This is a genomic window from Brachybacterium sp. AOP25-B2-12 (assembly GCF_052378625.1).
In the GTDB taxonomy this organism is placed as follows: domain Bacteria; phylum Actinomycetota; class Actinomycetes; order Actinomycetales; family Dermabacteraceae; genus Brachybacterium.
This window is the reverse complement of sequence record NZ_JBQSXW010000023.1, coordinates 1-18,627: the sequence shown is the minus strand read 5'-3', so window position 1 is coordinate 18,627 and position 18,627 is coordinate 1. Positions and strand designations below refer to the sequence as shown.

19 protein-coding genes and 1 pseudogene are annotated in these 18,627 nt (G+C 73.2%); 9 read left to right on the top strand and 11 right to left on the bottom strand.

What is annotated here, in order from left to right:
- Positions 1-67 precede the first annotated feature (67 nt).
- Positions 68-589: a MarR family winged helix-turn-helix transcriptional regulator gene (locus ACT3TZ_RS13585; RefSeq protein ID WP_444583966.1), complete on the top strand. Its 522-nt coding sequence runs from the start codon at positions 68-70 to the stop codon at positions 587-589.
- A gap of 84 nt (positions 590-673) precedes the next feature.
- Positions 674-2,470, top strand: coding sequence for an ABC-F family ATP-binding cassette domain-containing protein (locus ACT3TZ_RS13580; RefSeq protein WP_444583965.1), 1,797 nt, complete (start codon positions 674-676; stop codon positions 2,468-2,470).
- A gap of 49 nt (positions 2,471-2,519) precedes the next feature.
- On the opposite strand, the gene ACT3TZ_RS13575 is transcribed toward ACT3TZ_RS13580, so the two are convergent.
- Genes ACT3TZ_RS13575 through ACT3TZ_RS13565 form a run of 3 tightly spaced genes read right to left on the bottom strand, consistent with a single transcriptional unit; the run spans position 2,520 to position 5,319 of the window.
- Positions 2,520-3,470: a 4-(cytidine 5'-diphospho)-2-C-methyl-D-erythritol kinase gene (locus ACT3TZ_RS13575; RefSeq protein WP_444583964.1), complete on the bottom strand. Its 951-nt coding sequence runs from the start codon at positions 3,468-3,470 to the stop codon at positions 2,520-2,522.
- A complete protein-coding gene (gene rsmA, locus ACT3TZ_RS13570) occupies positions 3,467-4,336 on the bottom strand; it encodes a 16S rRNA (adenine(1518)-N(6)/adenine(1519)-N(6))-dimethyltransferase RsmA (protein ID WP_444583963.1) in 870 nt (289 codons plus the stop codon). Before rsmA ends, ACT3TZ_RS13575 begins: the two co-directional genes overlap by 4 nt.
- Positions 4,333-5,319, bottom strand: coding sequence for a TatD family hydrolase (locus tag ACT3TZ_RS13565; RefSeq protein ID WP_444583962.1), 987 nt, complete (start codon positions 5,317-5,319; stop codon positions 4,333-4,335). The genes rsmA and ACT3TZ_RS13565 overlap by 4 nt, the downstream gene beginning before the upstream one ends.
- Before the next feature lie 283 nt (positions 5,320-5,602).
- Here ACT3TZ_RS13565 and rpmF point away from each other — a divergent pair, with 283 nt between their 5' ends.
- Complete coding sequence (gene rpmF, locus ACT3TZ_RS13560) at positions 5,603-5,773, top strand: 50S ribosomal protein L32 (RefSeq protein WP_444583961.1); 171 nt, start codon at positions 5,603-5,605, stop codon at positions 5,771-5,773.
- A 139-nt stretch (positions 5,774-5,912) separates the two neighbouring features.
- Here rpmF and rsmI read toward each other — a convergent pair whose 3' ends face one another.
- Positions 5,913-6,785, bottom strand: a complete 873-nt coding sequence (gene rsmI / locus ACT3TZ_RS13555) for a 16S rRNA (cytidine(1402)-2'-O)-methyltransferase (RefSeq protein ID WP_444583960.1) — start codon at positions 6,783-6,785, stop codon at positions 5,913-5,915.
- A gap of 74 nt (positions 6,786-6,859) precedes the next feature.
- On the opposite strand from rsmI, the pseudogene ACT3TZ_RS13550 reads away from it, so the two are divergent.
- Both ACT3TZ_RS13550 and ACT3TZ_RS13545 read left to right on the top strand, forming a co-directional pair.
- Positions 6,860-7,318: pseudogene (locus ACT3TZ_RS13550) on the top strand (hypothetical protein); the annotation flags it as partial.
- Between the two features lie 215 nt (positions 7,319-7,533).
- Positions 7,534-7,857, top strand: a complete 324-nt coding sequence (locus ACT3TZ_RS13545) for an EamA family transporter (RefSeq protein ID WP_444583959.1) — start codon at positions 7,534-7,536, stop codon at positions 7,855-7,857.
- Here ACT3TZ_RS13545 and ACT3TZ_RS13540 read toward each other — a convergent pair.
- Positions 7,845-9,047: a hypothetical protein gene (locus ACT3TZ_RS13540; protein WP_444583958.1), complete on the bottom strand. Its 1,203-nt coding sequence runs from the start codon at positions 9,045-9,047 to the stop codon at positions 7,845-7,847. The two genes, ACT3TZ_RS13545 and ACT3TZ_RS13540, sit on opposite strands and share 13 nt — an antisense overlap.
- Positions 9,048-9,214: 167 nt before the next feature.
- Between ACT3TZ_RS13540 and ACT3TZ_RS13535 the strand changes: the two genes are divergently transcribed.
- On the top strand, positions 9,215-10,879 hold the full coding sequence (locus ACT3TZ_RS13535) for a dolichyl-phosphate-mannose--protein mannosyltransferase (protein WP_444583957.1): 1,665 nt from the start codon (positions 9,215-9,217) through the stop codon (positions 10,877-10,879).
- A 90-nt stretch (positions 10,880-10,969) separates the two neighbouring features.
- A complete protein-coding gene (malQ, locus tag ACT3TZ_RS13530; RefSeq protein ID WP_444583956.1) occupies positions 10,970-13,114 on the top strand; it encodes a 4-alpha-glucanotransferase in 2,145 nt (714 codons plus the stop codon).
- Positions 13,115-13,120: 6 nt separating this feature from the next.
- Here malQ and ACT3TZ_RS13525 read toward each other — a convergent pair whose 3' ends face one another.
- The 4 genes from ACT3TZ_RS13525 to ACT3TZ_RS13510 form a co-directional block, all read right to left on the bottom strand.
- A complete protein-coding gene (locus ACT3TZ_RS13525; protein WP_444583955.1) occupies positions 13,121-13,597 on the bottom strand; it encodes an S-ribosylhomocysteine lyase in 477 nt (158 codons plus the stop codon).
- Positions 13,598-13,664: 67 nt separating this feature from the next.
- Complete coding sequence (locus ACT3TZ_RS13520) at positions 13,665-14,210, bottom strand: LysR substrate-binding domain-containing protein (RefSeq protein WP_444583954.1); 546 nt, start codon at positions 14,208-14,210, stop codon at positions 13,665-13,667.
- A gap of 54 nt (positions 14,211-14,264) precedes the next feature.
- Positions 14,265-15,077 carry a hypothetical protein gene (locus ACT3TZ_RS13515; RefSeq protein ID WP_444583953.1) on the bottom strand — a complete coding sequence of 271 codons (813 nt, stop codon included), beginning with the start codon at positions 15,075-15,077 and terminating at the stop codon, positions 14,265-14,267.
- A 40-nt stretch (positions 15,078-15,117) separates the two neighbouring features.
- Entirely contained in the window at positions 15,118-16,158 is a 1,041-nt protein-coding gene (locus ACT3TZ_RS13510) for a WXG100 family type VII secretion target (RefSeq protein WP_444583952.1), read from the bottom strand.
- A 120-nt stretch (positions 16,159-16,278) separates the two neighbouring features.
- On the opposite strand from ACT3TZ_RS13510, the gene ACT3TZ_RS13505 reads away from it, so the two are divergent.
- Positions 16,279-16,695 (top strand): hypothetical protein, encoded by a 417-nt coding sequence (locus tag ACT3TZ_RS13505; protein WP_444583951.1) that lies wholly within the window; start codon positions 16,279-16,281, stop codon positions 16,693-16,695.
- Here the strand turns inward: ACT3TZ_RS13505 and ACT3TZ_RS13500 are convergent.
- Both ACT3TZ_RS13500 and ACT3TZ_RS13495 read right to left on the bottom strand, forming a co-directional pair.
- Positions 16,692-17,435: an alpha/beta fold hydrolase gene (locus ACT3TZ_RS13500; RefSeq protein ID WP_444583950.1), complete on the bottom strand. Its 744-nt coding sequence runs from the start codon at positions 17,433-17,435 to the stop codon at positions 16,692-16,694. The two genes, ACT3TZ_RS13505 and ACT3TZ_RS13500, sit on opposite strands and share 4 nt — an antisense overlap.
- A gap of 22 nt (positions 17,436-17,457) precedes the next feature.
- Positions 17,458-17,841: a DUF4870 domain-containing protein gene (locus ACT3TZ_RS13495; RefSeq protein ID WP_444583984.1), complete on the bottom strand. Its 384-nt coding sequence runs from the start codon at positions 17,839-17,841 to the stop codon at positions 17,458-17,460.
- On the opposite strand from ACT3TZ_RS13495, the gene ACT3TZ_RS13490 reads away from it, so the two are divergent.
- Entirely contained in the window at positions 17,758-18,516 is a 759-nt protein-coding gene (locus tag ACT3TZ_RS13490; protein WP_444583949.1) for an MFS transporter, read from the top strand. The genes ACT3TZ_RS13495 and ACT3TZ_RS13490 overlap by 84 nt on opposite strands.
- Positions 18,517-18,627: the final 111 nt, after the last annotated feature.

The following is an 18,627-nucleotide window of genomic DNA, read 5'->3' as shown; positions in this document are numbered from 1 at the left end:
CCGCGGGCCCGGTGACGTGGGACGCCCCGGCAGCCTCCGGTGACGGCCGCGCCCCTAGACTCTCCCCATGTCCGCACCCGCTCCCGGCCCCGACGAGGTCGACCGCATCCTCGCGGGCTGGGCGGACGCCCGCGCCGACCTGGACACCGCGCCGCTGGCGGTGCTGTCCCGGGTCTCGCGCCTGGCACGCCACCTCGAGACCGCCCGCCGCGAGGCCTTCGCCTCCTCGGACATCGAGGGCTGGGAGTTCGACGTCCTCTCGGCGCTGCGCCGTGCGGGCGACGAGCCGGTCTCGGCCGGCGCCCTCATGCACCAGACGCTCGTGACCAGCGGGACGATGACCACCCGGATCGACAAGCTCGTGGCCCGGGGCCTGGTGACCCGCACCCGTGACGAGCGGGACCGGCGTGCCGTGCGGATCGCCCTGCGGCCGGCGGGCATCGAGCACGTCGACGCGGCGATGGAGCGTCTGCTCGCCGCAGAGGAGCGCCTGCTGGCGCCGCTGTCCCCGCGGGACCGCGGCGTGCTCGCCGCCTCCCTCCGCGAGCTCCTGCACCCCTTCGAATCCGACGTGTCCCCCAAGGACTGAGTCGGGACGTCCGACCCGATCCGGGAGGGCGCCCCCGACACCGTCGGGCCGTCGCTCCCGGCTCAGAAAGGCACCACCTCCCCCATGGCCCATCTCCTCGGAGCCCAGAACCTCCACGTCTCCCTCCCCGAGCGCGTCCTGCTCCAGGACGTCACCCTCGGGATCGACGAGGGCGACCGGATCGGCGTCGTCGGCCGCAACGGCGACGGCAAGTCGACCCTCCTGCGCCTGCTGGCCCAGCAGCGCGAGGCCGACTCCGGCCGTGTCACCGTGCGTGGCGGCGTCCGGGTGGGCGTCCTCGACCAGCAGGACGACGCCACGCCGGGCACCACGGTCCGCGAGCGCGTCGTCGGCGATCGGCCCGAGCACGAATGGGCGTCGGACCCGCGGATCCGCGACGTGCTCTCCGGGCTGCTCGGCGGCATCCCGCTCGGGACGGACCTCTCCGAGCTCTCGGGCGGCCAGGTCCGGCGCGTGCACCTCGCCGAGCTGCTGGTGGGCGACGACGACATCCTGCTGCTGGACGAGCCCACCAACCACCTCGACGTCGAGGGCATCTCGTGGCTCGCCGAGCACCTGGGCCGCCGCTGGAGCTCCCGCGCAGGCGGGCTCGTCGTCGTGACGCACGACCGCTGGTTCCTCGATGCGGTGTGCACCCGCATGTGGGAGGTCCACGACGGGATCGTCGAGCCGTTCGACGGCGGGTACGCCGCGTACGTGCTCCAGCGCGTCGAACGCGACCGGCAGGCCGCGGCCACCGAGGCACGGCGCCAGAACCTGATGCGCAAGGAGCTCGCGTGGCTGCGCCGCGGAGCGCCCGCCCGCACGTCCAAGCCCAAGTTCCGGATCGACGCCGCCAACGAGCTGATCTCCGGGGAGCCGCCCGTGCGGGACACGGTGGCGCTCAGCCAGCTGGCCACGAGCCGCCTGGGCCGCGACATCATCGACATCGACGACGTGACCGCCGGGTACGACGGACGCCCCGTGCTGACCGACGTGACCCTGAGCATCGGCCCGGCGGACCGGATCGGCGTGCTGGGCCCCAACGGCGCCGGCAAGTCGACGCTGCTGGCCCTGGTGACCGGGGACCTGGCACCCATGGCAGGTCGGGTGCGCCGCGGCAAGACGGTCACGGTGCGCCAGGTGTCCCAGCGCCTCACCGGGCTCGCCGAGATCATGGACGAGAAGGTCTCCGACGTCATCGGGCGCTACCGCACCACCTTCCGTGCGGGCAAGGACGAGGTCACCCCCGGGCAGCTGCTCGAACGGCTCGGGTTCTCCACCGCGCATCAGAAGGTGCAGATCCGCCGGCTCTCCGGCGGGCAGCAGCGCCGGCTGGACCTGCTGCTGACGCTCCTCGAGGAGCCCAACGTGCTGGTGCTCGACGAGCCCACCAACGACATGGACACCGACATGCTCGCGGCCATGGAGGACCTCCTGGACACCTGGCCCGGCCCGCTGGTGGTGGTCTCCCACGACCGCTACCTGCTCGAACGCGTCACCGATCTGCAGTACGCGGTGCTCGACGGGCACGTGCGCCACCTCCCCGGCGGCATCGAGGAGTACCTGCGGCTCTCCGCCGCGCACGAGCGGCGCGCCGCCAACGGACCCGCCGCCGAGGCGACGGACACCGCGCATCCGGCCGGAGCCTCGGGCCTGACGGCCGCCGAGGACCACGCCGCCCGCAAGGAGCTCAACGCCACCGAGCGCAAGCTCGCCAAGCTCTCCGAGCGCACCGCGAGGATCCATGCCCGCATGGCCGATCACGACCCGAGCGACTTCGAGGGCCTCGCGGCCATGAACACCGAGCTGCACGAGGTCCAGGCCGAGGTGGACCGGCTCGAGGAGCGGTGGCTGGAGCTGTCGGAGATCGCAGGATGACCGGCCACAGGACGCACGGCCACGCAGGACGCACCACGGCGGAGGGCGCTCAGCCCTCGACCACGACCTTGGCCCCCGGCACCGATCCCTCGGTGACCAGGCACAGACCCACCCGCCCGGAGCCGGAGAGGATCCCGGCGAGCTCGTGGGCGTGGTCGCGGTCGCGGGCGAGGACCGCGATGGTCGGGCCCGATCCCGAGACGACGGCGCCACAGGCCCCGGAGGTCTCGGCGAGGGTCACGAGGTCCTCGAGATGCTCGTGCAGGGAGAAGGCCGCGGCCTGCAGGTCGTTGTGCAGCGTCTGGCCCAGCAGGTGCACGTCGCCGCTGCGCAGGGCCTGCAGCTGGATCGCGTCGGGCTCGGGGATCCGCGGGACCTCCCGGCCGATCTCGAGCATGAGCTCGTCGAAGCGTCCGTAGACCGCGGGTGTCGAGAGGTGCCCGCCCGGTGAGGCCAGCACCCACGTCCAGTCCCCGCTGGTGAGCACGCTGGAGAGGTCGTCGCCCTTGCCGCGGCCCAGCGCCGTGTGGCCCAGCATCGCGAAGGGGACGTCCGCTCCGAGGTCCGCGCCGAGGCGCCGCAGCTCGTCCGGTGCCAGGCGCAGACCCCAGAGCCGGCTCAGGGCGATGAGGGTCGCCGCGGCGTCCGCGGACCCTCCGCCCATGCCGCCGGCGACGGGGACCTCCTTGTCCACGTGGATCGCGGCACCCGCGGTCACGCCGTGGCGCTCCTGCAGCAGCTTCGCGGCGCGCAGGGCGAGGTTGGAGTCGTCCAGGGGGACGTCCCCGACCACGTGGGAGGTCACCGAGAGGGTGAGCACGTCCGAGGGCTGCACGGTGACGGTCTCGTAGAGCCCGACGGCATGGAACACCGTCGCGAGCTGGTGGTACCCGCGTCCGTCGACACCGCCCACGGCGAGCGACAGGTTGATCTTGCCCGGGGCGCGGACGACAACGCGGGACAGGGGCGTCGGGGGGCCGTCCACCGGCAGGGCGGTCATGGGGACACCTCGCGGGCCGCACGGACGATCGCGAGGAAGTCCTCGACTTCGAGGGTCTCTCCGCGGCGCGAGGGATCGATGCCCGCCGCCGCGAGCAGGTCCCCGGCGCGGGCGGCGCTCCCGGCCCAGCCGGCGAGGGCGGCGCGCAGGGTCTTGCGGCGCTGGGCGAAGGCGGCGTCGACGACGGCGAAGGTCTCGCGGCGGTCGGTCTCGTCCCCCAGCGGCACGTCCCGCCGCACCACCTGCACGAGCGCGGAGTCGACGTTGGGCACGGGCCAGAACACCTGGCGCGAGATGGTCCCGGAGCGCTCGGCGGAGCCGTACCAGGCGACCTTGACGCTCGGGGAGCCGTAGGTACGCGAGCCGGGGCCCGCGACGAGGCGGTCCACCACCTCGGACTGGACCATCACGAGCGCGTCGCGGAGCTGCGTGAACCGTTCGAGCATGGTCAGCAGGATGGGTGTGGCCACGTTGTAGGGCAGGTTCGCGACGAGCCGCACGGGGGCCGCACCGCCTGCGGGGATCGGCAGCTCGGTGACGGTGAGCGCATCGGCGTGCATCAGCGCGATGCGGTCCGCGTCGATGCCGCGCTCGGCGAGGGTCTGCGGGAGCAGCTGCACCAGGCCGCGGTCGAGCTCGACGGCGACCACGGACGCCCCGGCCTCGAGCAGGCCCAGGGTCAGGGAGCCGAGCCCAGGGCCCACCTCGAGCACGGTCTCCCCCTCCCGGACGCCGGCACGCTGGACGATCGCGCGCACCGTGTTGGGGTCCATGAGGAAGTTCTGGCCGCGCTGCTTGCTGGGGTGCACGCCGCCGCGGGCGGCGAGGTCACGGATGTCGCGCGGCGTGAGCAGGGTGTCGGTCATGCGGTGGGCCATCCGTAGACCTCGAGGGTGGTCGCGCGGACCCGCCGGCAGGCCTCCTCGAGGCTCGAGCCCGTGGACGCGGCGATCTGCGCCATCGTGAGCGGGATCAGGTACGAGGAGTTGGGGCGTCCCCGGTGGGGCACGGGCGTCAGGAACGGGGCGTCGGTCTCGACGAGCACATGCTCCAGGCCGGCCTCGGTGAGCGCCGCCCGCAGGTTCTGGGCGTTCTTGAACGTCACGTTGCCCGCGAAGGAGAGGTAGAAGCCGCGGTCCAGGCACGCCCGCGCGAACTCGGCGTCCCCGGAGAAGCAGTGCAGGACGGTGCGCTCGGGGGCGCCGTCGGCGTCCAGCACGTCCAGGACATCCCGGTGGGCGTCGCGGTCGTGGATCTGCATCGGCAGGCCGGTCTCCTTGGCCAGGGCGATGTGCGCCCGGAAGGCGTCGAGCTGTGCGGTGCGTGCCTGCTCGTCGTCCCGGGAGGTGCGGAACCAGTCCAGTCCCGTCTCCCCCACCACGATCATGCCGGGGCCGCGCACGAGCTCGGTGATCTCGGAGATCGCCTCGTCCAGCGGGATCATCGGCTGCCCGTCGTGGTCGTGGCCGCGGGCGAGCAGGGCCGCCTCGTTGGGGTGGACGGCCACGCCGCCGCGCAGGCGGTCGTCGTGCGCCAGGAGGTCCGCGGTCCACAGCGCGGCCGCTCGGTCCGAGCCGATGGTGATGAGCCCGTCGATCCCGGCCTCGGCGGCCCGGGCGAGCTGCTCGTCGACCGACAGCGCCCGGTCGCCGTCGGCGAAGTCGAGGTGGCAGTGGTTGTCGATGACCGGCAGCGGCAGCGCCGCGGGGACCGGGGGCCACGACCGGTCGCGGCGCGGACGGTCCCCGTCCACCGCGGCGCGCGCGTGGATCGGCTCCGCGACGGTCGCCGAGGACCCCTCGGGGCGGGACCCCGGGGTCAGTTCAGGTGTGGTCTCGGCGCCCGACATGGGACCATCGTAGGAGGAACCTGGGACTGTCCCGGACACGGGGCCGGGCACCGTGCGGGAACTCCACGAGACCTCCCCACCCACCGGTGCACGGGGTGCGGTGTCGGAGGTCACGGGCCCGGGCGGGGTGCCCGGCACGGGCCCTGTGGTTCAATGGTTCCTCGTTGCGCGTCGTTCCGCGCGCCTCCGCACGGCCCTCCGGGTCGGGCCGGGGCCGCTGCCGGGACCGGGCGCCACCCGAAGATTCGTCGTCCTCACCGGACAGTCCCCTAGGAGCGTCCCCATGGCAGTGCCCAAGTTCAAGATGTCCCGCTCCCGCACCCGTTCGCGCCGCGCCCAGTGGAAGGCCACCCCGGCCGACCTGGTGACGGTCACCGTGCGCGGTCGGTCGGCCGAGGTCCCGCGTCGGCTCGCCAAGGCGTACCAGCGCGGTCTGATCCAGATCGAGGACTGATCCGGCGCCGCGTCCGCCGCGGCCCACGCCGTCGAGAGCCCCCGACCTCCTGGTCGGGGGCTCTCGTGCGTCGTGGCCCGATCGTCCGTCCGGGGATCGGGGACTCCCGGACGTCGCCACCCCGAGGACCGTGCGGGCCTCAGGTGCCGTCGTGGCGCAGGGCGAGCTCGTAGAGCTCCCGGGAGGAGACGCCCTCGTGCGCGGCGGCGACGGCCTTGGCGGCGTCCTTCATGCGCTCGCCCGCCGTCGTGCGCGCCACGACCTGCCCCACGAGATCCTCCGCGCGTGCCCGCACGGTGCGGGAGCCGCCCACCACCAGGACGATCTCCCCGAGGACCTCGCGGTCCTGCGCCCAGGCGGCGAGCTCGCCGAGGGTGCCGCGCCGGACCTCCTCGTGGGTCTTGGTCAGCTCCCGGGCGACGGCGGCGGGGCGATCGGCCCCGAAGCCCGCCGCCATCGCCGCCAGGGTCACGGCCGTGCGGCGCGGGGACTCGAAGAAGATCAGCGTGCGCTCCTCGCCGGCGAGCGCCGCGAACACGCCGGCCCGCCGCCCCTCGCCCCGCGGCGCGAAGCCCTCGAAAGCGAAGCGGTCCGTGGGCAGCCCGGATGCCGCGAGCGCCGTGAGCACCGCGGAGGGTCCGGGGACGATGGTCACGGGCAGATCCGCGTCGATCGCCGCGCGCACCGCGCGGTATCCCGGGTCGGAGACCACCGGCATGCCGGCGTCGGTCACGAGCACCACCGAGTGCCCCTCGCGCAGCGCGTCGAGCAGCCATGCGGTCCGCTCCCCCTCGTTGTGCTCGTGGTAGGCGACGACGGAGGCGGTCAGCTCGACGTCGAGGTCGCGGCACAGCCGTGCGAGGCGCCGCGTGTCCTCGGCGGCCACGAGATCCGCGTCCAGGAGCGCACGGACCAGACGGTACGACGCGTCCGCGGGATTGCCGATCGGGGTGGCCGCGAGGGTGAGCACCCCGGGGCGTGCGGCGGGCTCGGCATCCGGTGTCGTGGGCATCGGTCCATCGTAGGGTCGGCCCGTCCGTCCCGCGGCGCGGGCCGGACGCCGGACGCGGGTGGCCGCTGGCTACCATGAGCCGATCCTCGACGTCAGGAGCGTGCGTGCCCGGGACCCTGCCCGACTCCCCCGCCGAGCCCGACCCGTGGCCGGCCCGCCGTCGGACGGCCGAGCCGTCGGCAGCGCGCCACTGGGCGGGGATCCTCGCGATCACGCTGACCGCCGTGCTCTGGGGCACGACGGGCACGGCCGCGACGTTCGCCCCGGAGGCGGGGCCGTTGGCGATCGGCGCCGCCGCGCTCGGGATCGGCGGGCTCCTCCAGGCGGCGATCGCCGTGCGCCCGCTGCGCACGGCACGGCCGGCTCTGCGAGCCCACGGTGCTCCTCTGGCCATGGGGGCCGCGGCCGTGGCCGTGTATCCCCTCGCCTTCTACAGCTCGATGCACCTGGCGGGCGTCGCGATCGGCTCCGTCGTCTCGCTCGCCTCGGCGCCGCTGGCCTCCGGCGTGCTGCGTCGCCTCGTGGACCGCAGGCCGCTGGGGCGCGTGTGGCTGCTCGCCGCCGCCCTCGGGATCCTCGGCAGCGCCCTGCTCTGCGCGGCGGAGCTGGGCACCGATCCGGCGGGGACCGGATCGACGGTGGCAGGGATCGCGGTGGGCCTCGTCGCGGGGTTCTCCTACGCGCTGTACTCGCGGATCGCCCACGGACTCATGGAGGCCGGGATCCCCCGACGGGCCGCCATGGGGCGGTGTTCGGCCTGGGCGGTCTCGCCCTCATGCCCGTGCTCGCGCTCACGGGTGCTCCGTTCGTGGCGACCCCGCAGGCCTTCGCGGTCGCCGCGTACATGGCGCTGGTGCCGATGTTCCTGGGGTACCTGCTGTTCGGGATCGGCCTGGCGAGCGTGGACGCGGGCACCGCGACGACGATCACGCTGCTCGAGCCCGCGGTGGCCACCCTGCTCGCGGTCGTGATCGTCCACGAGCGCCTGAGCTCACCGGGCTGGATCGGGATGGTGCTGCTCGTGGGCGTGGTCGCCCTGCTCGCGACCCGCCCCCGCGATCAGATGCCCTGACCCAGGTCCGGATCCTCGGCGAGGCCGTAGTCGGCGCGCAGCGCCGGCAGCACCTCGGTCGCGGCGATCTCACGGATCTGGCCGAGCTCCGCCTCGGTCCCGGGGCCGACGTAGCCGTGGTACGCGTTGTCGGAGTTCGTGACCATGCCCTCGACGTCGGCGGCGTACGGGAGGTTCCTCAGGTAGTCCGGGTTCCCCTTCTCGCGCCCGTGCTGGTGCAGCTCGACCCGGTTCCCGAAGGACCCGGCGAAGGCCTCGTTCATGATGCCGCTGATGTTCCCGTAGCGGGAGCCGTCGTCCAGTCCACGCCGCTCCAGCTCGGCCTGGATGCGGTCGTCGTAGCCGCCCTGGTCGAACACGGCGTGGCCCGCCTCGTGGGCGAGGATCCCGGAGGGCTCGTGCGGGTCGTCGATCGGCGGGATCCAGATGACGTTGCCGCTGTAGGCCCCGCCGCCGGTCGAGGCGTGGTCGATCCGGATCTCGGTCTCCCACCCGATGATCGAGCGCATCTCGAGGGCGTGGGTGGGCGAGAGCTCGGCCAGCGTCACGACCGAGGTCCGCACGGCGGCACGGTCGGCGTCGTCGCCCGCGACGGTGGGCTCCCCGCCGAGCTGGGCGATCACCTCGTCCTCGGACAGGTTCGCGAGCGCGGCGCCGCGCTCCTCCGCGGTCAGCGAGGAGTCGAACAGGGGGCTCTCGGGGGCGGCTGTCACCGAGGTGGCGTCCGCGCCGGTCCCCTGGCCCGCCTCGTCGGTGCCGCCGGCCGGTCCGGCGGGGGCCGCCGAGCCCGAGGATCCCGCCGACGCCGGGGCGGTCGCGGCGCCGGCCTCGGCCGTGGAGCGCGGGCCCGAGGCCGCATTGCGGGACGAGGTGCCCGGTGTCGTCGAGCCCGCGGTCGAGGGGTCCTGCGCGGGCTCGGCCGTCAGCGGCACCGGCGCCGCGGACGGGGACGGTGCCGGCGGCTGCTCGGTGGCCGTCGTGGGATCGTCGCCGTCCAGCGACTCCTCCGGTGGTGCCGTCGCCCTGCTCGGGGAGGTCTCCGGTGGCGGGGAGGGCGCGGGGTCCGAGGGAGCAGGCGCACAGGCGCCCAGGCACAGCACGGCCAGCAGCAGGGAACCTGCCGCGGCGCGCGTCGACGTCCGATGCACGGCGTGGGGACGAGGACGGGAAGGGGATGTTTCGGACATCATGGTCCCGACGCTACGAACGCGGGTTCTGCGGTGTCCAGGGCGCACGAGCCTCCGGGGATGAACCCTGACGATCCCGTGGCGGGGACTTTGCCCGGGACATCCCGGCGATCGGCGGCGACCGTCCGCACCGCGCGCCGGTCCGGGCCGCCACGGCCCCATGACCTAGCATGACCACCGTGAACGGACAGGTGGGGACCACGGACGAGGCCTCGGGCCCCGACGCCGAGGGCTCGACCCCCGAGGGCGCCGGCGCGCCCTCGACACCCGAGCTCGAGGACCGCGCGACCCTGACCGCCTCCCTCCGGCGTCGACTGAGCGTGCATCCGCTGACCGACCGCGTCTCCTCGTGGTACTGGGCGCTCGGCGTGTTCGCCCTGGCGCTCCTGCTGCGCCTGTGGGGCCTCGGCTCGATCCGGACCCTCGTCTTCGACGAGACGTACTACGTCAAGGACGGGTACACGCTCTGGAAGAACGGCACGGAGATGGCCTGGCCCGACGAGCCTAATCCCGCCTGGGAGGCCGGACACGTCGACAGCTACCTCCAGCAGGGCGAGTACGTCGTCCACCCGCCGGTGGGCAAATGGGTGATCGGCGCCGGTGAGGCCCTGTTCGGGGCCGACAACCCGTGGGGCTGGCGGATCTCGGTGGCCCTGCTCGGAGCGCTCAGCGTGCTGATGGTCGCGCGGATCGCACGCCGCCTGTTCCGCTCGACCGCGGTGGGCACGATCGCGGGCCTGCTGCTGGCGGTGGACGGCCTGCACATCGTCATGTCCCGCACGGGTCTGCTGGACATGGTGCTGTCGTTCTTCTGCCTCGCCGCCTTCGGCTGCCTGCTGCTGGACCGCGACGCCTTCCGTCGCCGCCTCGCGGACGCGACCGCGAGCGCCCGGGCCACCGGCGCCACCCTCTCGAGCCTCGGGATCCGCGGCGGGCCCCGGCCCTGGCGGATCGCCGCCGGCGTCCTGCTGGGCCTGTCCTGCGGGGTCAAGTGGTCCGGGCTGTACATGCTCGCGGTCCTCGGAATCCTGACGGTCCTGTGGGACTGGTGGGCCCGACGCCGGGTGGGTGAGCGCCGCTGGCTCGAGAACGGTCTGTTCCGCGACGCGATCCCCGCGTTCTTCGTCATGGTCGGCGGCGCGTTCGTGACCTACCTGGCCTCCTGGTCGGGCTGGTTCGCGACCTCGAAGGGCTACTTCCGGGACTGGGCCGAGAAGAACGGGCATCCCGACGGCAACCCGATCCTCAACGCGCTGCGGTCCCTGTGGCACTACCACGCCGAGGCATACGAGTTCCACGTCCACCTGAACACCCCGCACACCTATCAGGCCAATCCCTGGGGCTGGCTGCTGCAGCTGCGCCCCACGAACTTCTACTACCGCGAGTACGAGTACGGAGAGATGGGCTGTCGGGTCGCCAAGTGCGCCGCCCAGGTCAACTCCGTGGGCAACCCGATCATCTGGTGGCTCGGGGCGATCGCCGTGGTCGTCTGCATCGTCCTGGCCATCGGCTGGCGGGACGGCCGCGCCCTCGCGGCGCTCGCGGGCATCGTCGGCGGCTACCTGCCGTGGCTGATGTACACCGACCGCACGATCTTCACCTTCTACTCGGTCGTCTACGAGCCGTGGCTCGTCATGTGCCTGGCCTACGTGTTCGGCCTGGTGCTCGGCTCCCGGCACGCCGACCCCGACCGACGCCTCGCGGGGGCGCTGTTCACCGGATCCCTGCTCACCTTCATCGTGCTGGTCAGCGCGTTCTTCTGGCCGATCTGGACCGGTGAGGTGATCCCGCTGTCCCAGTGGCACTGGAGGATGTGGCTGCCCAGCTGGCCCTGATCGGGCCGCTGTGCGGACAGCGGGGCCCTGCCCGCGGCCCGGGTCCGGATGCGGGGCCCGAGGGCGCGGACGCGCCGATACGATGTGACCATGGATCAGCACTCCTCCGCCCTGCGGGATCTCGCCCGCGAGCTCGGCGTCGGCACCGACTACCAGGGCTGGGACGGCGCGCACCACGCGGTCGCCGACGACACGCTCGCCGCGGTCCTGCGGGCGCTCGGCCACGAGATCACCGACGAGCACGACGCCGAGCGCATCCGCTCCGCCCGCGAGACCGCGCTCTGGTCCCGGATGCTCCCGCCGGTGGTCGTCGTCCGCGAGGACTGCGAGAGCACCGTCGCGGTGCACGTCGACGAGGGGGCGGCGCTGGTCGTCGAGGCCGTGCTCGAGGACGGCTCGACCCATGCGCTCGCCCAGGGCCGCGATGACACCCCCGCGCGGGAGATCGACGGCCGGCTGCGGGGGCAGGCGACCTTCACGATCCCCGGCGGACTGCCGCTGGGATGGCACCGGCTGCGGGCACGCTCCGGCGAGGACACCGCGGCGTGCGACCTCGTGGTCACCCCGCATCGGGTCACGGTCCAGGAGAAGCTGGGAGACCGGCGCGCCATCGGCATCCAGGCCCAGCTGTACTCGGTGCGCTCGGATCGGTCCTGGGGCATCGGGGACCTGGCCGACGCCCGCGACCTCTCGGCGATCCTCGGCCGCCGCCACGGCGCCGACTTCCTCCTGGTCAACCCCCTGCACGCCTCGGAGCCGGTGCCGCCGGTGGAGCCCTCCCCGTACCTCCCGGTGACCCGCCGCTTCCCCAGCGCCCTCTACCTGCGCATCGAGGACGTGGCCGAGTACGCCACGGCCCCCGACCATGCACGCCAGCGGATCGCCCTGGAGCGCGCCGGGGTGGCGCCGTGGAACGACCGCGCCGATGCGCTGGACCGCGACGACGTGCTCGCCGCCAAGCTCGTGGCGATCGAGGAGCTGTTCGCCCAGCCCCGCTCCGCGGGTCGTCAGGCCCTCTTCGAGGCCTACCGTGCCTCCGAGGGACCGGGCCTGGAGGACTTCGCGCTGTGGTGCGCCCTCGCCGAGCGCGAGCGGGCGGGGACGCTGACCCCCGCGCAGCGCCGCGTGCTCGAGGACTCCTCGGCACCCGAGCTCGAGGAGGTGCGTCTCGAGCTGTCGGGCCGCATCGACCTGCACGCCTGGGTGCAGTGGCAGCTCGACCAGCAGCTCACCGCGGCGCAGGCCGCGGCCCACGACGCGGGGATGCGGATCGGCCTCATGCACGACCTGGCCGTGGGCGTCACCCAGCAGGGCGCCGATGCGTGGCGCCTGGCGCACGTGCTCGCGCACGGCATGGCCGTCGGCGCCCCGGCCGACCAGTACAACCAGCAGGGCCAGGACTGGGGGCAGCCCCCGTGGCGGCCCGATGCCCTGGCCGAGGCCGGCTACCGCCCGTGGCGCGACATGCTGCGCTCTCTCATGCGCCACGCCGGCGCCCTGCGCATCGACCACGTGCTGGGCCTGTTCCGCCTGTGGTGGATCCCGCAGGGCAACCGCGCCTCCGAGGGCGCGTACGTGTTCTACGACCACGAGGCGATGATCGGGATCCTGGCGCTGGAGGCGCAGCGCTCGGGCACCCTCGTGATCGGCGAGGACCTGGGGACCTTCGAGCCATGGGTACGGGACTACCTGGCGGACCGCGGGATCCTGGGCACGTCGATCCTGTGGTTCGAGAACGATGCCGAGGGACGTCCGCTCCCGCCGTCGGCGTACCGCCGTCTCTGCCTGGCCAGCGTCAACACCCACGACCTGCCGCCGACCGCCGGGTATCTCGCGGGCGATCACGTCGAGCTGCGCAACCGCCTGGGGCTGCTGGAGCGGCCGTTGGAGGAGGAGCTGGCCACGGACGAGGCGGCGCGCCAGCGCGTGCTCGATGCACTGCGTGCCGAGCGCCTGCTGCCCGAGCACCGGGGCGAGTCCGAGGTCGAGGACACGATCATCGCCCTGCACCGCCACCTCGCGCACACGCCGTCGCTGCTGATCGGCGTCTCCCTGGTGGACTGCGTGGGCGAGCGCCGGATCCAGAACCAGCCCGGCACCGACGAGGAGTACCCCAACTGGCGGGTGCCCCTGGCCGATGCCGAGGGTCGGGTGGTCACGGTCGACGCGATCGCGGAGGATCCGCGCACCGAGCGCCTCCTGCGCGCCGTGCGCGAGGGCCTGACCGAGGCCTGAGCGGGCTCAGGCGTCGACCTGCAGCCACTCCTCCCGCGCCGCGAGGTACGTGCGGGCCGCCTCCTGGGCGCCGGTGAGCGAGTGGTGGGCGCCCCAGCCGCACTGGATCTCGTTGGCCGCGGGGACCTCGGTGGCCTCGAGGATGTCCTCGAGGGTCTCGGCCAGCAGCGGCGTGAAGGACTCCGGGGTGTGCTCGCCCACGAGGAGCGCGTAGAAGCCCGTGCGACAGCCCATGGGCGAGATGTCGATGACGGCGTCGGTGTGGTCGCGCATGTGCTCGGCCATCAGGTGCTCGAGGGAGTGCACGGCCTCGGAGTCGAGGTGGCCGACGTTGGGCTGGGTGAAGCGGATGTCGAACTTGGTCAGGACGTCCCCGGCGGGCAGGACCTTGCGGTCCGCGATGCGGATGTAGGGGGCGGCGACCGTGCGGTGGTCGAGGTTGAAGCTCTCGACGTTCATCTGCGGCGGGTGTGTCTCGGTCATGCGGGTCCTTCCGTTCTGCGCGCCCGGCGCGCGATCGAGGTCCCCCGGCCTCTCGCAGGCCGGGGTCTCAGCGCGACGAGCGTACCGTCCGGCCCCGGACGACACCCACGAACTCCTGGCGCAGGTCATCGTCGGACTCCCGGGGCCACACGAGGGAGATCGTGGTGGGCGTGCCGTCCGTGGCGGGGCGGTGCACGGCGTCGCGACGGTGGTGCAGGCGCGCGAGGGACAGCGGCATGCGGGCGTAGCCGATGCCGCTGGCGACGACCGCGACGCGATCGACGGCGTCGTCCGGGCCCTCCTGCAGGATCTCGGTCTCGTCGACGAGGTCCGCGTCGGCGATCTCCTCGAGCAGGCTCAGCGCGTTCTCGGTGCCGACGACGATCGCGGGGCGCTCCTCCCACAGCGGGATCCGGTGCAGGTCCTCGCGGGCGGGGGCCTCGCGCTGGAAGCACATGTCGACCTCCCCCGCGGCCAGCGCCGCCTCCTGGCGGGACAGGGCCACGGGCACCAGCTCGAGGCGCGCCCCGCGCTCGCCGGCGCGCCACCGCCGCGCGAAGTGGTCGGGTTCGACCCCGGGGACGAAGCCGACGCGGAGCACGGGAGACACCATGGCCACCAGCGTACGAGACGGCGCGCCCCGGGCGTCGCCGGGGCGCTCGGTGCGTCAGGCGGAGGTGACGGGCTCGGGGACGAGCGCCGCGAGGAGGTCCCGCAGCCCGACCGGTGAGAGCGAGACCAGCTCGACGTCGCGGGCCGGCTCCCCTCCCCCGGTGTCGAGGTCGTAGACGGCCGAGGACGCGGTGAACACGGTGTGCTGGAAGCGTCCGCCGGCGCCGGTCCCGGCGAGCACGGTGATCGCGCGGGCGTCGTCGAGGCGCGTCACGATCCCCGCGTCCTGCTGGAGGTCCTCGAGCGTGCCGGAGAAGACCGTGGCGTCCTGGTCCGCGACGCCCTGCGGGTCGAGGTAGACGGCGAGCCGCTCGGGGACCGCGGAACGCACCGGGAGGCTGAAGTGGTGGAACCCGTCAACGGTCACGAGCTCCTCGAGGATCCCGCCCGCGGGGAAGACGTACACCAGCAGCTCCGTGAGCTGATCCGCCACCTGACGGTGGGCCGAGAGCACCCCGAGCGGGCCGCGGCGCAGGGCGGTGATGCCCGCCAGGGTGCGGTCCAGCTGCAGGGCACGGCGTTCGGTACCCCCGGTCAGGAGCTCTCCCTCGGTCTCCTGCGCGTCGTCCGCGATGACGACGAGGCCCCGGGCGATCAGGGAGCGGAACGCCGCCGAGGCGTAGGCGGCCGCGTCGACGTCGTCCCGGTCGGTGAAGGGGGTGTCCGCGACCTGGGGCTGCTCGATCCCGTCGATGGCCAGCAGCTCCTCGTCGGTGAGGACGGCGAGGACCGGGGGCGACTCCTCGGCGCCGGCGAGCAGCTCGAAGGCCGCGGCGGCATCACGTTCGGTCGGTGCGGGGGTGCTCATGGGACCATCCTAGGAAGAGCAGGGGTGCGGACGGCGCGGATCAGAATCCGAAGGCCTTGCCGAGGTTGCCGATGCCGGCGCTCACGTTCGCGGCGATGTCGCTGACTCCCGTGCCGAGGTCCTCGACCGCATTGCCGATGCCCGCGCTCACATCCGTGACGACGTTGCCGACGTTCGTCGCCGCGTCGCCGAGGAACTGGCCGATCTGCTCGCGGTTCTCCCACACCATCTTGCCCAGGTCCATCCCGATCGACACCGCCCCGAGCCCGGCGCCGATGGCGGCGACGACCGGCGCGGCAGGACCGGTGAAGGGGGCCGCCAGCAGCAGCGCGCCGCCGGCGGCGCTGAGACCGCCCGACCAGCGGTCGTAGTCGTTGTCGGCGGTGAACGCCTGGATCCCGCCGGTGACGATGTCGACGCCCGGCAGCAGCTTGCCCAGGACCCGACCCCCGGTCTTGAGGAACGGCGCCACGTCGTCGAGCTTGTTGAGCAGGCCCAGCCCGTCGAGCTTTCCGAGGGAGCTGGGGAGGCCGAGCTTGCCGAGGACCTTCTCGCCGATCTTCTGCCAGTTCTTCCCGTCGCCGAGGAGCTCGTCGAGGTAGGTCTTCCTCCACAGCCCTTGGAGTCCGCGCGCCGCGAGCTGCGCGTACTCGTCGAGCGCCGACGGGATGCGCCGCGCGAACTCGAGGATGCTGTCGATCTTCTTGTACAGCCCTTGCGCCTTGGCGATGCCCTTCAGGACGTCGAGCAGGGGATTGCCCGTCGACGGGTCGCCGTGCGATCCCTCGCCCCCGCCCTGGGTGGATCCGTCCGTCTCCGAGACCGCGTCCTGCTCGTCCGCCTCCCGGTCGAGCAGTGCCGCCCGGGTCGACAGGTCGTCGTGCCGGCCGGCCAGGGGCGCCGCGACCGAGGACGACCAGCTCGACCGGAAGGCATCCGCGTCCGGTCCCTGCCAGATCGAGGTGTCCAGCACGCGGGAGTGCAGGGCGTCCCGCAGCTCCAGGAGGCGTGCGGCTCTGTCCTGCATCCGATCGGCGTGCGCACGCAGGGCCTGCGTGTCGGCGCCCAGGAATCCCCCCATGGCATGCCTCCCCATCTCGTCCGGTCCATCACTGCGATACAGGAACCGTAGCGGGGTCGCGGGCCTCGGGGATATGGGGAGCACTCCCCATGTCCCGCGCCGCACCCGTAGATTCGTGGCATGTCCTCGACCCTCGCCGCACACAGCTACGCCTCGGCGCTGAACCGCAACGAGCTGTTCGCCTCGTTCGCGCTGCGCGACGTGATCCCGACGAAGGTCCTGGCGCCGGACGAGGAGGTGCTCCTGGTGCTGCCGGGGGTCGGATCGGACTTCCCGCACCTGCTGGTGGTCACGATCCACCGATGCATGAAGGTGCAGGTCGGCGGGGTCGTCCGACGCCACAGGATCTCGCGTCAGGTCCCTCCGGATGCCGTCCTCGGCTCCTCCTACGGCGGGCGCTCGTTCCAGCGGATCCGGGTCCACGTGCGCGGCCAGCGCGACATCGCGATGCTCCCCCACCGCAACGCCGACGGCCTCCGCTTCCAGGACGAGCTGGCCCAGCTCATCGCGACGGGGCGCGTGCCCGGCCGCGGTTAGCCGATGCGGCCGCCGATGCCCGCGAGCTCGACCGGTCGCCGTGCCCCGGCCGCCGCGTCGCGGATGCAGCGGGTGAACCGCTTGGGACGGTTGAGGTTGGCGATGTGGCCAGCGTCCTCGAGGATCCGCAGGCGCCCGTCCCGCACCGCGTCGAGGCAGCGTCGCTCGTGACGGCGGAACGGGTCGGACTCGCCGTTGACGAAGGTGACGGGCACGTCGATCGCGCGGAGATCGGCCATCATGTCGAAGGCCCCGACGGTGCGCACGACGCCCGGGACCACCCGTCGGGCGCGTCCGCCGCCGTAGTAGCGCCGGGAGGCCTTCTCCCCGTGCGCTCGCGCGAACGCGCGCGCGACGCGGGCGTCGGCGTCACCGGGGACGACGTCCTTCATCGTCAGCCACAGCCCGTACGCACGGGCCAGGGCGGGTCCGGGCACGACCGTGCAGTCGGCGGCGACGAGCGCGGCGATGCTCCCGGGATGCGTCGCCGCGTAGTGGATGGTGAGATACCCACCGAGCGAGAGCCCGACGAGCACCGGCGGCTCCTCGCACGAGCGGACGGCCGCGTCGATCGTCGCGAGGGAGCCGTCCCGCGTGAACGGCAGGTCCATGCGATCACCGTGGCCGGGAAGGTTCGGGACCACCACCTCGAAGCCCTTGGCGCGCAGGCGCTTGATCTGGCCGTTCCACATGGTGCGCGAGCTGCGCACGGCGTGGACCAGGACCACCGATCGGGTCATGCCGCCACCGGGGCGTGCTCGGTCACGTGAGGATCGGGATCGTCAGCGGGTACGTGTAGAGCTCGTAGCGGGATGCCGCGAGCGCCGCGATGATCCCGAGCACGAGCCCGCCCACGAAGACGATGATCCACAGCAGCCAGCCGAGCGGGGCGAGGATCACGGTGAACTGCAGGATCCCGGCGACCCAGGAGACGATCGTGAGGGTGACCGCGAAGTTGAAGGAGCCGGCGGCCGCATTGCGGACCAGCTGGTCCTTGTCCTTGTAGATCAGCCAGAAGATCAGCGGGCCCGCGGACAGCTCGCCCGGTTCACCGACTGGCGGGTGATCTTCCTGTTCCTCGCCGTCCTGGGCGCTCTCATCATGATCGCCACCCTCGCGATCTACCGCGAGACGCTCCCCGCGCAGCGGCGCACCACCGGTGGCATGCGCCAGTCGTTCCGCGACTTCCGGAAGCTCCTGTCCGACACACTGTTCGTCGGCGCCGTGCTGATCTGCGGACTCACGCACGCGGTGCTGTTCGCCTACCTGTCCGGAGCCACCTACATCCTCCAGGACGGCTACGGGCTCTCCCCCCAGGGGTACTTCCTCGCGTTCGGCGCGAACTCCGCCGGGTACATGATCTTCGGCTGGATCGCGGGGCGCACCGCGGACCGCTGGTCCGAGCGCGGCACCCTGGCCATCGGTGTCGGGATGACCGGCGCGGGGTCCCTCGGCCTGCTGTACACGGGGCTGGCGGGTGCACCGCTGGTGGTCGTGCTCGTCTCGCTCTTCGTCCTCGCATCGGGGGTCGCCTTCGCCGCACCGCCGTCGGCATCCCTGGCGCTGGCCGGCTACCCGGAACTGGCCGGCACCGCCTCGTCCGTGCTCGGCTTCCTGCGCTTCGGCCTCGGTGACCTCGCGGCACCCCTGGTCGGACTCGCGGGCGCGACCGCCGTGCTTCCGCTGGGCATCGTCACCGTCGTGTGTGTGGCCCTGTCGTTGTCGGCTCTGGTCGTCCTGGTGGGACGGGGCGGATTGGGACGCGTGCTCACCGATGGGGCGCCGGCGAAGGAGGACCAGGCTGTGGCAGCCGGCCTCTGATCGGTCATTCGTCATCGCGGTCGCGAGGCCCGTCACGGGTCCGTGGCCGCGGTCCTGTGCATCGATGAGCGAGAGATCTCGGCTGGCGATCCCGCATGCCCACCAGAGCCT